Annotated in this window: 11 protein-coding genes and 1 tRNA gene; 7 read left to right on the top strand and 5 right to left on the bottom strand. The window is 51.8% G+C overall.

The features are described from left to right. Window positions 1–59: 59 nt before the first annotated feature. From Abin_RS09980 to Abin_RS09970, 3 genes are all read right to left on the bottom strand, one after another. A tRNA-Gly gene (locus tag Abin_RS09980) sits at window positions 60–133 on the bottom strand. 64 nt (window positions 134–197) lie between these two features. Beyond that, window positions 198–1,586: a DNA repair protein RadA gene (radA, locus tag Abin_RS09975; RefSeq protein ID WP_048846478.1), complete on the bottom strand. Its 1,389-nt coding sequence runs from the start codon at window positions 1,584–1,586 to the stop codon at window positions 198–200. A gap of 53 nt (window positions 1,587–1,639) precedes the next feature. Then, the gene (locus Abin_RS09970) at window positions 1,640–2,953 is read right to left on the bottom strand and encodes a UDP-glucose dehydrogenase family protein (RefSeq protein WP_048846476.1); all 1,314 of its coding nucleotides are present in this window, start codon (window positions 2,951–2,953) and stop codon (window positions 1,640–1,642) included. 272 nt (window positions 2,954–3,225) lie between these two features. On the opposite strand from Abin_RS09970, the gene Abin_RS09965 reads away from it, so the two are divergent. From Abin_RS09965 to Abin_RS09955, 3 genes are all read left to right on the top strand, one after another. Next, window positions 3,226–4,011 carry an MlaE family ABC transporter permease gene (locus Abin_RS09965; protein WP_048846474.1) on the top strand — a complete coding sequence of 262 codons (786 nt, stop codon included), beginning with the start codon at window positions 3,226–3,228 and terminating at the stop codon, window positions 4,009–4,011. Then, window positions 4,008–4,784 (top strand): ABC transporter ATP-binding protein, encoded by a 777-nt coding sequence (locus Abin_RS09960; RefSeq protein WP_048846472.1) that lies wholly within the window; start codon window positions 4,008–4,010, stop codon window positions 4,782–4,784. Before Abin_RS09965 ends, Abin_RS09960 begins: the two co-directional genes overlap by 4 nt. Window positions 4,785–4,932: 148 nt before the next feature. Then, complete coding sequence (locus tag Abin_RS09955; RefSeq protein ID WP_170237867.1) at window positions 4,933–5,079, top strand: hypothetical protein; 147 nt, start codon at window positions 4,933–4,935, stop codon at window positions 5,077–5,079. A gap of 351 nt (window positions 5,080–5,430) precedes the next feature. Here the strand turns inward: Abin_RS09955 and Abin_RS09950 are convergent, their stop codons facing one another. Next, window positions 5,431–7,638 (bottom strand): TonB-dependent receptor, encoded by a 2,208-nt coding sequence (locus Abin_RS09950; RefSeq protein ID WP_048846515.1) that lies wholly within the window; start codon window positions 7,636–7,638, stop codon window positions 5,431–5,433. Between the two features lie 575 nt (window positions 7,639–8,213). Here Abin_RS09950 and Abin_RS09945 point away from each other — a divergent pair. Next, window positions 8,214–9,386 (top strand): phosphatidylinositol-specific phospholipase C1-like protein, encoded by a 1,173-nt coding sequence (locus Abin_RS09945; RefSeq protein ID WP_048846470.1) that lies wholly within the window; start codon window positions 8,214–8,216, stop codon window positions 9,384–9,386. Between the two features lie 145 nt (window positions 9,387–9,531). Here the strand turns inward: Abin_RS09945 and Abin_RS09940 are convergent, their stop codons facing one another. Next, on the bottom strand, window positions 9,532–10,062 hold the full coding sequence (locus tag Abin_RS09940) for a GTPase (protein ID WP_048846513.1): 531 nt from the start codon (window positions 10,060–10,062) through the stop codon (window positions 9,532–9,534). Between the two features lie 530 nt (window positions 10,063–10,592). Here Abin_RS09940 and Abin_RS09935 point away from each other — a divergent pair. The 3 genes from Abin_RS09935 to Abin_RS09925 are packed head-to-tail and all read left to right on the top strand — an operon-like array spanning window position 10,593 to window position 14,612. Continuing rightward, window positions 10,593–12,011: an LLM class flavin-dependent oxidoreductase gene (locus tag Abin_RS09935; protein WP_370684440.1), complete on the top strand. Its 1,419-nt coding sequence runs from the start codon at window positions 10,593–10,595 to the stop codon at window positions 12,009–12,011. Between the two features lies 1 nt (window position 12,012). Beyond that, a complete protein-coding gene (ssuD, locus tag Abin_RS09930; RefSeq protein WP_048846465.1) occupies window positions 12,013–13,179 on the top strand; it encodes an FMNH2-dependent alkanesulfonate monooxygenase in 1,167 nt (388 codons plus the stop codon). Window positions 13,180–13,181: 2 nt separating this feature from the next. Next, on the top strand, window positions 13,182–14,612 hold the full coding sequence (locus Abin_RS09925) for an FAD/NAD(P)-binding protein (protein WP_048846463.1): 1,431 nt from the start codon (window positions 13,182–13,184) through the stop codon (window positions 14,610–14,612). The last annotated feature ends 19 nt before the right edge of the window (window positions 14,613–14,631 follow it).

Here is a 14,631-nt window from a genome sequence, read left to right as displayed (position 1 = left end):
CACAGAGCTTGTAAGGATGACATGCCGCAAACCATTGTTTTCATTGGGAAAATTGCAGTTGGAGCGGATGAGGGGAATCGAACCCCCGTATGCAGCTTGGGAAGCTGCCGTTCTACCATTGAACTACATCCGCGTTCTGTGGCGCGCACTATAACGAGGTGTACGCGTGCTGGCAATCCGGTTTGAAGCGTCTTTATTCAGTCAGCTTCCATATCGGCACTGATCATGTCCGAAAGGTGCCCAATTTCCCGCAGGGCTAACCCTTCTGGCGGTTTGCTTCGGGCGCTACCCCGCGCCACGCGGCGGGGCAGCACAGCGTGATCAAACCCAAGCTTGGCGGCCTCTTTCAAGCGGGCATCCGCTTGCGCGACCTGTCTGATTTCCCCCGAAAGCCCGACTTCACCAAAATACACTTCGCCTGAACTGGTAGGAACACCACTGGCGGCGGAAATAAGAGCGGCTGCTACGGCCAGATCAGCCGCAGGTTCGGCAACCTTCAGACCACCGGCCACATTCAGATACACATCCATGCCCGAAAGTTTCAGGCCGCATCGTGTCTCCAACACAGCCAGCAACATGGATAATCTGCCGCTATCCCACCCCACCACGGCGCGGCGCGGCGCACCATCCCCGCTTTTAGGGGAAAGAAGCGCCTGAACTTCCAGCAAGACCGGGCGTGTGCCCTCCAGCCCTGCAAAAACAGCAGACCCTGCAATATTCCCACGTCGTTCGGCCAGAAAAAGGGCTGATGGATTACTGACTTCCTCCAGCCCCCGGTCAGTCATGGCAAAAACGCCAATTTCATCCGTTGCGCCAAAACGATTTTTGGCCGCCCGCAAAATACGGAACTGGTGCCCGCGGTCACCTTCAAAATACATGACAGCATCAACCATGTGCTCAAGCACACGAGGGCCTGCCAAGGCACCTTCCTTGGTAACATGCCCCACCAGAATAAGGCTGAAGCCTCGCCGTTTTGCCAGACGAATCAGTTCAAACGCACAAGCCCGCACCTGCGATACCGTTCCGGGTGCGCTCTCCACCGTTTCAAGCCACATGGTCTGGATGGAATCGATAACGACGGCTTTTACGTCTGGCTCGGCCTCAAGCGTGGCCACAATATCCATGACATTGATGGACGCCGCCAGATCAAGCGCTGCCGTACCAACCCCCAGACGCAAGGCCCGCAGGCGAATCTGATCAACCGCTTCTTCGCCTGAAATATAGAGAACACGTTCGCCCTTCCCGGCCAGGCGGCAGGCGGCTTGCAACAGCAGGGTCGACTTCCCGATCCCCGGATCGCCCCCCACCAGCACAACCGAAGCCGGGACCAGACCGCCGCCTAAAACGCGGTCCAGCTCTATAATCCCCGTCTGGGTGCGGGGTGGCGGGGCCGCCATGCCTTCCAGCCCCTCCAGCTTGACGCGCCGCCCTTTGCCGGAGGCCCGAGGGGATGACGCCGCCAGAGGTTCGACAGCTTCCTCAACCAGCGTGTTCCACTCACCACACGCTTCGCACTGGCCCGCCCATTTGGGATACACCGCCCCGCAAGCCCGACAGACAAAATGACGGGACGGTTTTTTAGCCACGATGTTCTATCCTTGTTCTCATCAGAGTGATGTAAGGCTAAAACACCGCAGGCTCAAGGTCGGCCAACAGACTCGTATGTCAGGCCGGCGGCCCGCATGGCATCCGGGTCAAAAATATTCCGTAGATCCACAATCACACCATTCCGCATACGCTTGGCCAGTTCTGCGGGGGAAAGCGCACGGAAAATGTTCCATTCGGTCAGCACAACCAGAACATCCACACCTTCCGCAACATCCAGCGCATCTGCGCAATAGACAACATCCGGCGGCAACAGCGGCTTGGCGGCAGCCATGCCAACAGGATCATAAGCGCGGATGGTCGCCCCGGCCTCTGCCAGACGGTGCAGAATCGGGATGGATGCAGATTCGCGCATGTCATCGGTTTCGGGCTTGAACGTCAGGCCCAGAACGCCAACGGTTTTACCGGCAACAGACCCACCACACGCTGCCGCAATACGGCCAGCCATGCCAGCCTTACGGGCTTCGTTCACCTGCACCGTAGTTTCTACCAGACGGCAGGCACTATGGGCTTCCTGTGCAATACGGGACAAAGCCAGCGTGTCTTTAGGGAAGCATGAGCCGCCATAGCCGGGGCCGGGTTGCAGAAAATCACGGCCAATCCGCTTATCCATCCCCATACCGCGCGCCAGATCATGCACGTTGGCACCCAGTTTTTCGCACAGATCAGCCATTTCGTTGATGAACGAAATCTTCATCGCAAGGAACGAATTAGACGCATATTTGGTCAGTTCGGCCGTTTCCAGCCCGGTAAACAGCAGCGGCGCTTCAATAACAGACAGCGGACGATACACCCGGCGCAACACGCTTTCTGCACGGCTGGCCCGTTCTGGCAGACGCTGATCAAGCCCGATAATAACGCGGTCAGGACGCATGAAATCGCCAATCGCGCTGCCTTCACGCAGAAATTCGGGGTTGGAAGCCACATCAAAATCAGCATCAGGCCGCGTCTGGCGAATAATCTCTGCAATGCGGCGGCTGGTGCCAACAGGCACGGTCGATTTGGTGACAATCACAGCGTAACCCGTCAGGGCTTCTGCAATCTGCCTAGCAGCAGCGTGAACATATTGAAGGTCAGCCGCGCCATCACCATTCCGAGGTGGGGTGCCAACCGCAATGAACACAGCTTCGGCCCCGGAAACAGCCGCCGCAATATCATCCCCAAATGTCAGGCGTCCGGCCTGACTGTTAGAGGCAACAAGCGCATCAAGCCCCGGTTCATAAATAGGGATCCGGCCGTCCTTCAGGGCAGACAAACGCTCGGGGTTGGTTTCAACAACGGAAACATTGATGCCGAATTCGGCAAAGCATGCTCCAGATACAAGCCCGACATACCCGCCGCCGATCATGGCTATGCGCACTTCCTGTCCTCCTGCCCTTGTGACACGTCCCTTCCCTGCCGCTGTGCATTTTTGCAGGGAAGTCCAATTCCTTGTGCCACACCAATGCCCTTAGCAGCGGCAAGCTGCAATGGGGCATGTGCAATCAGCCTGTTTTTGGCCGCTTATCACACTGGCCAAAGGCCACAAAAGCCATTCAGGCTTTGACGGATGTACCAAACTCGGGCTACGGCAGCTAGAACGTGTTTTTGACCCCTAGCAGGAGCGGACAACCAGAGCGGATGGATATGTTGCTCAATCTTGTGGCCCGACTGGGCCGCGCCACGCTTGCTTTAATACAGGCGGCTGGGTCTTTGGCGCTGTTCGCGCTTGAGGGTCTTTCTCATATTGTGCGCCCTCCTTTTTACGGGCGTGTATTCTTTGGTACCTTCCTGGAAACCGGGTTTTTCTCGCTACCTGTTGTTGCACTGACAGCCCTGTTTTCAGGCGGCGTGATTGCACTGCAATCTTATACCGGCTTTGCCCAGTATCATGTGCAAAGCGCCATTGCTGGCATTGTGGTGCTGGCCGTAACCCGTGAACTTGGGCCTGTTCTGGCCGGGTTGATGGTTGCTGGCCGTGTGGGCGCCGCCATGGCTGCGCAGATTGGCACCATGCGTGTCACAGACCAGATTGACGCCCTAACCACGCTTTCCACCAACCCCATGAAGTATCTGGTGGCTCCGCGCCTGTTGGCTGGATTGGTGGCCCTGCCCCTGCTGGTACTGGTGGCGGATGTGCTGGGCGTAGCCGGCGGTTTTACCGTATGCGTCATGAAGCTGGGCTTTTCACCGTCAGCGTACATCACATCCACCCTCAATTCGCTGAAAGCCATTGATGTCACGGTCGGGCTGGTCAAAGCCGCATTGTTCGGCTTTCTGATCTCTCTGATGGGCTGCTATTACGGCTACAACAGCAAAGGCGGTGCCGAAGGTGTGGGCTCTGCCACAACAGCCGCTGTGGTTGTGGCCTCTATTCTGCTGCTGGCATTCGACTACCTTCTGACTGATCTGTTTTTCTCACAATGACCAGCGCCCTTCCCAAGATTCGCATTCGCGATCTGCACAAATCATTCGGCTCCAAAAAGGTGCTGGACGGTATTAATCTGGATGTTCCACAGGGAACGTCGTTCGTCATTATCGGTGGGTCAGGCAGTGGCAAGTCCGTGCTGCTGCGCTGCATTCTGGGGCTGATTATCCCCGATTCCGGCAGTATTGAAATTGACGGTGAAAACATCCTCACCGCCACAGACAAGCGTCGTGAAGCCCTGCGCGGCGAAATCGGCATGCTGTTCCAGAACGCGGCCCTGTTTGACAGCTTACCTGTATGGGAAAATGTGACGTTTGGTCTTCTGGCGCGCAAGCGCCTGAAACGACCAGAAGCACGTGACCACGCAGGCACCATTCTGGCACAGGTCGGGTTAGATCCATCGGTTGGTGATCTATACCCCTCTGAACTGTCTGGCGGCATGCAAAAGCGTGTGGGGCTGGCCCGTGCCATTGCGGCTACTCCTGACATTCTGTTTTTTGACGAACCCACGACAGGCCTTGACCCTATTATGGGTGCCGTCATTGACGGACTGATTGTTGATTGCGTGAAAAAACTGGGCTCAACCGCCATCGCCATTACGCATGATATGGCATCCGCCCAGCGCATTGGGGATGAAGCAGCCATGCTCTACAAAGGCCAGCTTATCTGGCAGGGTCCAGCCTCCTCCCTGATGAACAGCGGCAACGCGATGGTTGACCAGTTTACTCACGGCCGCCGGGAAGGCCCCATTACGATGGAGCTTCGCAAATAGATTTTGTCTGCACCAGATAGCTGGGCCAGCCCATCTAAACCGTTAACGGGTGCACCAATTTTTCTTCAGGTTTTTCACACCATAAACTTGCTCACTCATGCAGTGAATGAGATAGAAACAGAAACAGCCTTTGTTCAGGGACGAGACAATGAAACACGCGGTAATCATGCTGGTATGTGCTTTTGCGCTCTCAGCCTGTGGTATGTTCAAGCACGAACCCAAACATCTGGACACACCCGCCCAATGGGAAAAATATGGTTACCGTGACCATGTGCTGTCTAACCACAGCAAGTAAGTAAGAGGCCGCTGCGGTCAGTAAGAGAGCTTTCCCCTCTAAAAACCAAAATATGCGGCTAGTTACAGAAAGCTCATATGCTCTCCGAAGCATGTGAGCGTCTGCCAAAATCTACAGGGTGATTTTCCCTGCGTAGTCTTTCGGCTGATATTGTTTTGATGAAATCTTACCCTAATACCAGCTTCTTCTGCCGCCGCATCGCTGCCTTTTTGAAATACCAAGTTATCGCGTGCAGCTGAATAACCACCCCGAAAGGCTGGTGTTTACGTCCGTGTTGTAACGCCGTCCCACAAAACAGAAAAGCGAGACCTCATATTAGATCTCGCCTTAGTAAGCACCCGGTTTTTAGTCTTAATAATTAAAGTTTATGAACCCACCGATGGTGCGTCGTGCATCGGGTGAGGTGTAATGCAGATACCCTGCCGTTCCGTAAAGCTGATAACCCGTTGAGAAATACTGGTTGAACATATTTCGCACGTACAACCCAACCTGAAGCCGTTTATTCAGCGGCAGAAGGCTGACTCGCAAATTAACCAGACTATATGCAGGTACTTTTGAATAATTGGGCTGCCCCGTAACCGTCCAGACCGTGCCGCGGTAAGCGTAATCAAGGTGCGCCTGCAAACCAAGGTTAGGCGTCAGGTCATGGTGATAATCAATAAACGCATTTGCTGACCATACAGGCGCATTGGTCAGGCGCGTATCGGTGTAGTTCACCGTTGGTTTGGGGCGATAATCGGTAAAGTGCGCGTCTGTGAAAGAGACAGAACCAGAAAGGGTCAAATCCGGGATTGGGCGGTATGCGACGTTACCTTCAACACCCTGACTAACCAGACCACCGGCATTACCAATCGCGCTGGTCAGAATGGTTGTACCATTCCCGGCGGGCACTGGCGTTAACACCGTTGCCTGAAAATCTGTGAAGTCTTCACGAAACACATCCATGTTCAGACGCAGCTTATGATGCATCCATTCGGACTTCATGCCGGCTTCGTATGATTTCACGGTCTCCTTGTGGTACGGGTCATAGACGTTGCCCACAAAGGCAATACCGGCAGGCTTGTACCCAGTCGAGAACGTGAAATACGCCATAACATTGGGGTTAAAATGATACTCAGGTGAGATCCGGCCAGAGAAATTCTGCCCTGTCACCTGCCCCCACGGATAAACTGGCGCACTATGTGTTGGCGTGAATGTCGGATTATAACCCGTGATGGCCTGTGCATCAGAATTGATAAAACTCAAACCCTGAGAATTCTTGTCATGCGTATAACGACCACTGATCGCAATATCAAAGTGATGAGAAATATTGAATTTTAGCTGCCCAAATGCAGCCAGTGATTCATTGCGCGACTGGAAAAGCGAGGTATTGCCGCTCTGCCCAACTGCGCCAGAGTTATTGTAAAGATTCTGCGCCGGTTGGCCATCAACATACAATGGCGCACCAGCAGTACCCCACTGATATTGCGTCTGCCGTGCGTCCAGACGGTTAAAGAAACCACCGGCAAGCCATTCCACAAACTTCCCTTTTGGGGAAGAAAAGCGGATTTCGTCACTGAATTTCTGCGTGCTTAGATGCCCATAGTTGTAGGGGTAATAAGCGTAAACATCCAGCGGCACCAGATCAACCGGCGTGTTGTTACCATACGTTGAGCCACGCCATGCGCTAATAAAATTCAGGTCGTTTTCACCCAGCTTGGCATGAATTTTTAACGCGGCACCATATTCCTGAGAGACAATTGTGCCATACATGGGGTCAGCTGTATCTGCATTTTTCGAGTTCGGATAGACACCTAATGCATTCAGGGCAGATGTGACCTCGGGCGTTTGCCCACCCACCGGGGTACGCACGCTGCTATCCCAATGATGCGCGTAGTCGCCCTGTAGGGTAATATCCAGATTATCTGTCGGCTCGACATAAAACTTGCCGCGCGTACCATACTCGTTGGTGGAGCCAACCAGCTTGTTCAAGACGACGTTACGGCCAAAACCGTCCTGCGCGTTATTAAAACCAGAGATACGGAAAGCAGCTTTCTGTCCCAGTGGCACATTGAGCGTTGCATTAAGAATACGCTCATTATGCTCGCCATAACTGGCGCTGCCCCGTGCCGTCAACTTGTTCAGAACGGGCTTTCCAGTTGTGACAGAAATCACACCAGACGTTGAGTTCATCCCGAATAACGTGCCCTGAGGGCCCATCATGATATCAACGTTATTGATATCGACCATACCAATCATGCCGTTGGCACGCTGGGCATCCATCACAACGTCATCAACCACAACGCTGACAGATTTGGCGTTTGAGAAATCAAAAGACTCACTGCCTACACCACGGATCTGAAAAGCAGCCCCCTGTGTCGGGTCATACTGCACACCCGGCGCAAGATATTGCAGGTCAGTCAACGCAGTATAGCCTGCATTGGCCAATGTTTTACCATCAATGTGCTGAATGGAGATCGGTACGCTCTGGCTGTTTTCTGCGCGCCGCTGCGCCGTCACAACCACAGATTCAAGGCCGGAATGCTCAGCCCGCTTGTTTGCGGCCGCTTTCGCATCCATTTTGCTGCTACGAATTACTTTGGCTTTTTTAGTGACTTTTTTGGTTTGATGCGGTTGTTCCGCCAACGTTGCATCATTTGTCTGTGCCCAAGCCTCATAAGGCAGAGCAATGCCACAGCACAAAAAAAGTTTAAAAAACGTGTTCTTCATTAACCTGATTTTCCAACCCATGCGTGGCGTTTCCTGCCCCCACCAAGGCCGTTGTGATCACAACAAACGCTTGGTCAGATACAGGCTTTGCAAGATGGGCATGGGACTACACAAAAAAGTGTATAAACAAAAGTGTGATTTATCGGCTGTAATACAAGTTTAATATTAATACATATTATCTTTTTCTATATTTATTAAATAAATAGATATTTTTATTTTATTTCCGCATTTGCGTAAATCATTAATATATGAATTTTTTATGTATAAATGAATTTTCAGACATCCAACTATGATTATCTAAAGTAGGAAGACTTCTATGACAAAAATATGAAAAACCCTGTCTTTCATTCCATTTATCATTTTTTCTTTTATGTCTGTTTCCAATTCCCAGCTTATTAGCTTCCACTCTCTGGACCGACAGCATCATGAAAAATATACTTTACGTCCTGCCAGCGTTGACAACTCTCTGCATCGCATCAGCCACTCAAACCGCTTTCGCTGCCGATGAACCGATCAAGATGAATCAGGTGCAAATTATTGGCACCCATAACAGTTACAGACGAAGCATAGCGCCCAGCACTCTGGCTTGGCTAAAAAACAAATCCCCGCAAATGGCAGAAGCTTTAGATTATAAGCATGGCACTATTCCCGCACAGCTAGACGGCGGTGTACGGCAGCTTGAAATTGATATTTATGCAGATAGCACCGGAAAACATTATGCCTCCCCAAAGGGCATTGAGTGGCAGAAACAAGCCGGTTTAACACCGGACCCGGACCAGAGCGATGTAACGGCAGCCCAAGGCACAGACTTTAAGGTCATGCATATTGTGGATATTGACCAGCGTTCTAGCTGTGAGCCACTTAAAAATTGTCTGATGGTTATAAAAAAATGGTCAGACGCACACCCCAATCACTTACCGCTCTATATTGACCTTGAAACAAAACAGGATGTTCCCGTCAAAAACGGGACTTTTACAAAACCCGAACAGTTTACGACAGCAACCTATGACAAACTTGATGCTGAACTTCTTGCTGTTTTCGGCCGAGATCGCATTGTCACGCCAGATGATGTGCGCGGCCCCTACAAAACCCTGAACGAAGCCATTCTGACACGCGGTTGGCCTACATTGGCTTACGGTAGAGGCAAAGTCGTCTTCACTTTTGATCGGCCCCATGACACAGCCCGCTATCTGGTTGGGCACCCTGCCCTGCGCGGACGCGTTGTCTTTACAAATGGCCACCCCGGTGATGCTGACGCCGCATATACTGAAGCAAATGAAGGTTTTGTCGGCATTGCTGGCAACGGAAGTGCCGAAGTCAACAACACAACCGCCCTGCAACAAATTCAAGACCTTGTTAAAAAAGGGTATCTGGTCAGAACGCGGTCTGATGCCAATACTGTCGAGGCTCGGCAAAATGACACAACCCGCAGGGATGTCGCTTTTCAGTCTGGCGCACAGATTATCAGCACTGATTATCCATCATTCGAACCCGCCCCATGGCACAATTTCACTGTAGCATTCCCGAATGGAGCCATCGCACGGTGCAATCCGGTAACAGCACCTGCCACCTGTTCTGCCGCAGATATTTCTGAATAATATTTGCTTTTTCGGGTGGAGCTTCATGAAAGCATGGAGCTTCACTTGAAAAATATTCTTAGTTATTTTTCCAATAACCTTCATCACGCACTATACTATAGAAATATTTTTACCAAAAACACGCCTGAAATTACCACTTAGTCTCTTAAATATTCAGACCGTTAATACGATAAAATGCAGCCAATTCTCTCTGTGAGTGTATTTGTATTTTGGGTATATCTAAGCCATCAAACATGCGCTGATAGTTTTGTCGGTTTAAACGTGTTGCCCCGATAATATGCCGTATCATTGACAGTTTAACACTATCCCGCCCCCCTTCCAGTGCACCGTGGCGAACACTATTCCCCCAGCAGCGCTTTATATACCGATACAGACTAATCGTCGTTGGGACATCAATAAGAATAAACCCTGTTGCTCGCTCTAATCTTTGTGGCAAAAGGCGAGAATAGTTCCCTTCTATCACCCATTCAGAGCCTGTAATTTCCTCATCATGAAGTGCGACAAATTCCTCTGCTGGTCTTAAAATCCAGTCAGTATTCGGCAAGTGACTCAGCTGATCGAGATGTACCGCCTTTAAACCACGCGCACGACATATAGCATTAGCCAGCGTAGATTTACCGCTATTAGACGGCCCCATAATGCAGATACGCGGCCCAAGGCTATCAAGAGTTTCCATGCACATTTGCCCCCATCTACCTGAATCACATCCATAGATCAGTGAAAAAACATTCACCTAAAATACTAATTTTTGCGAGCGTTCCATTGGGCTCTAGCTTTTTATTTCCATGAGGGCGCCAGTAACCTCTAAAAACTGCCTCACCTTTCTCAATTACCCCTCGCCCGCAGAAAAACATCCTGATGCCTTAATCTGTTTGAAGACATCACTTGCGCTAAAAGCCCAGAATCCAACCGGATATGCCTGCTCTGCGCGTCGAACGCACAACGGCCACCTTTAATAGCTCTTCCCAAGTAACACATTGGCCGCCCGGCGGATGCTGATTATCGGCATTCATTTTCAACGTGATTGAAGGATATTTTTCTTTTGTAACTTTTTTATGGATTAATCTAATTGACTCACGACGCATTGGTGTTGTTATATTTTTTAAACTATCGTTTGTGGTTGTTTAAGGAGTCTGCGGTGTCTCGTTTTTTTGCCATTCCCCCCTCTCTTTTTCACCCGCATCACGCTCCAGTCTGAGCCAAACCATGAAGCAGTTACACGTAAATCTATTTGAAATGGCCTGTGTCAGCCATATTGTGCATGGCATGTGGCGAGCACCTGGCAATAATCGCCATCGCTATAGTGAAATGGAGCATTGGCTTGAAACAGCCAAACTGGCCGAGGCTGGTCTGTTTGACGCTGTTTTTCTGGCAGATGTCATTGGCACTTATGATCGGTTTGAAGAAAGTAACGATGCAGCCCTGCGGGAAGCCGTCCAAATCCCTAATCTTGATCCGCTACTCCTCGTTCCAGCCATGGCTGCCGTCACCAAAAACATCGGCTTTGGTGTCACTTTCTCTACAACTTATGAGCCCCCTTTTGCCTTCGCGCGCCGTATGGGAACGCTTGATCTGCTTACAGGCGGGCGGGTGGGCTGGAATATTGTCACATCCTATCTAAGAAGTGCCGCCCAAAATTTCGGTCTTAACGACGAAATCCCGCATGACGAACGCTATGCCATTGCGGACGAATATATGGATGTCCTGTACAAGTTGTGGGAAGGAAGTTGGGACGACAATGCCGTTCTGAAAGATGCTGCGGCAGGCATTTATACAAATCCTGCGGCTGTTCGGGCCATTAACCATACGGGCTCCCATTTTCGCGTGGCTGGGCCTCATCTTGTAGAACCATCCCGGCAGAGAACCCCTTTGCTGTTCCAAGCAACAGGATCACCCGCTGGGCTGGAATTTGCAGCCCGTCATGCCGAAGTTGTTTTTATAGGCGGCCGCACTACTGACGAAGTGCGCACTAACATTGCCAAAACACGCGAACGCGCTGTCGCGCATGGGCGCAACGCTGACGATATTCGCTTTATCGTTATGGCTGGCATCATTGTTGATGAAACAGACGCCCTTGCCGCCAAAAAGCTGAAAGACTACCGCCGTTACTACAGCGTGGAAGGGGCGCTTGTGCACGCTCAGGCTGAAATTGACCTACGCCGCTACGATGTGAATGAGCGGATAGGAGATGTGCTGCTCCGCGAAGGCCAGAGTTTTGGAAATATGGGTCGTCGCTTCCGCCCGGATCAGACCATTGGCAGCGCCCTGAAACAAATTGCTTCGTTTGATGAAGGCCGCTTCTTTGTCGCCGGTTCCCCCACGACTGTTGCTGATCGTATCGAGAACTGGCTTGATGTAGATGGTATCGATGGCATCAATCTACGGCAGTATCATTCCTTTGATACAGCGAAGGATTTTATTTCCCTCGTCGTGCCGGAACTTCAGCAGCGAGGCCGCTACCGTACGGCTTACACGCTGGGCGAAACCCTGCGCGAGCGCCTTTTCGATCCCGGAAAAGCCCGCCTGCCAGCATCCCATTTTGCCGCGCGCTACCGTGATCCACAAAATCTGACAGCCCCGGCATCTCCGCTCTTTTCTTCCTTGCCCTTTTCCAAGGCCTCCTGACATGTCTTTTTCTATTCCAGATAAAATCAATGTGCTCTGGTTTCTGCCAACCCATGGTGACAGCCGTTATCTTGGCACCCAAAAAGGCGGTCGTCCGGTAGATCTGCCCTATCTGCAACAAGTAGCAAAGGCGGCCGATACTCTTGGTTATTATGGAGTACTCATCCCGACAGGCCGTAGTTGTGAAGATAGCTGGGTCGTAGCGTCAGCCCTCGCCCCCATTACAAAACAACTGCGCTATCTTATTGCCGTAAGGCCAGGATTGCTTTCCCCTACTCTCGCTGCACGAATGACGGCGACACTCGACCGTTTTTCGGAAGGGCGATTGTTGATCAACATTGTCACCGGCGGCGATCCGGCAGAAAATGCCGGTGACGGTTTTTTTGCGGACCATGCCACACGATATGAAATTACGGACGAATTCCTTGACATCTATCGCGCTCTTTTACGGGGCGAGCATGTTAATTACGTAGGGAAACACTTCAAAATAGACGATGGCCACGTTCTGTTTCCCTCTTTTCAGAACAATGGCCCACCTCTCTATTTTGGTGGCTCGTCTGAGGCTGGCGCACATGTCGCGGCCAAGCATATTGATAAATACCTGACTTGGGGTGAACCACCCGCATCAGTCGCAGAAAAAATAAGCAAGATACGTCACCTTGCGGAAAAGCAGGGGCGTGAAGTCTCTTTCGGCATCCGTCTGCATGTTATTGTTAGAGAAACCGAGCGTGAAGCGTGGCAGGAAGCAGACAGGCTTATTAGCCACCTCAGTGATGAAACAATCTCAAAAGCACAAAAAGTTTTTGCTCGCATGGATTCCGTGGGCCAAGCCCGGATGAGCGCCCTGCATGGCGGAAAACGAGACAAGCTGGAAATCAGCCCCAATCTGTGGGCCGGCGTTGGTCTGGTGCGTGGTGGCGCAGGCACCGCTCTTGTAGGAGACCCTGACACAGTTGCCGAACGCATTGATGAATATCGCCGCCTTGGCATAGACACCTTTATTTTCTCTGGTTACCCGCATCTGGAGGAAGCCTACCAGTTTGGCGAACTGGTGCTCCCACTTCTGCCCACCGCGCACCCGATCCGGGCGACATCCAATCTGAACAACATGGGGCCTTTTGGTGAAACCATTGCTGGTGATCACCGTCCGGGTTCGCACGCAGCCTGATCATGACGACCCAGCGCCCCAATATTGTAGCAATCATCGGCGGCGGCTTTAGTGGCGCTGCGCTTGCATGGCATCTGCTCAAGACGCCCTCTGTACCGCTAAAAGTTCTGGTTTTTGAGCCACGCTCCCTTTTGGGCAGCGGTGTCGCCTACAGCGCTGAAGATCCCAATCACCGTATCAATGTGCCCGCCAGCCGCATGAGCATTGATACAAAACACCCTCTGGATTTTCTGGAGTGGCTGAATGCAACCGGAGCAAGCCAGGAGGACGAAGGAGCCCGCCAACCTGACGGCCAGATTTATCCTGCTCGTAAGGTTTTTGGTCAGTATATAGCCAGCAGGCTTGCCCCCCTACTGGAAGCGCACCTCCTGAGGCACGTCCCTAGTCTGGTCACAGATGTACGAAAATTACCTACTGGAAAATGGGCCCTGACAACTTCTGCGGGGGACATTTTTGAAGCCGATACCCTTGTCATTGCTACCAGCCACCCTGCCCCACAACTGCCCACACAGCTTGCCGCTTTTGGTGCGTCTCTGTCTGCTGACACGCATCCTGTTCTGGTCAGTGATCCTTGGAAATCTGAATCCCTCAAAAGCATCAAAGCAGAAGACAGAGTTTTGATTATTGGCACGGGCTTGAGCATGGCGGATACAGTCGCAAGTCTAATGGCACAGAAGCATAGCGCACCTATTCTCGCCATTTCCCGACGCGGTCAGAGATCAAAAAGTCATAGTTTGACACCGGTCACAGCCGCAGGAGATTTTTTGTCTCCTCCCGCCATTAGCGCCAGAAATCTTTTGCAAAAAGTACGTAAAATCATTGCTGATAACCCACATACACCTTGGCAGGCCTTTCTGGACCGTGTTCGGGAACAGGCACCTCAAATCTGGGGAGCGCTTGATCAAACCGAGCGGCGGCGACTCATTCGCCATCTCCGTCCTTTCTGGGATACTCATCGCTTCCGCATTTCGCCACCCACCGAAAACATTGTGAATACGGCCGTTCAAAAAGGTCTCCTTCAGATTAACGCTGCCCGTATTCTGTCGGTTGAGAAAGCAGGTAAAACCTTTCGGGTTATACTGCGCAATCGCAGTGGGCAGACAGAAAGTCAGGCTGTGGATGCCATCATATCCACAACAGGCCCCGCGCACACCAGTATCCTGAAATCACAACCCTTCTTAAAATCTCTTGCCATAGAGGGCCATATCGAGATGGACCCGTCTGAACTGGGGTTGCATGTTTCAGCAGAAGGAAACGCGCAGGTTGGCTCCCGGAAAGATCTGTCCCTGTTTGTTGCGGGACCTCTGGCTCGCGGGCGCTTTGGCGAACTGATGGGGCTGCCAGAAGTCACCTTATACGCTGAAAAGCTCGCCTGTACCATTCGGGCTCAGGCTGCCATAACCGCTCCAGACAGCGCCTCTCTCGTCTCCTGATTTCTATTTTTCTTACGGA

It is taken from the genome of Acetobacter indonesiensis (genome assembly GCF_000963945.1).
Classification (GTDB): domain Bacteria; phylum Pseudomonadota; class Alphaproteobacteria; order Acetobacterales; family Acetobacteraceae; genus Acetobacter; species Acetobacter indonesiensis.
Note: the sequence above shows the minus strand (reverse complement) of the source record. Positions and strands in the feature narration are given on the sequence as shown.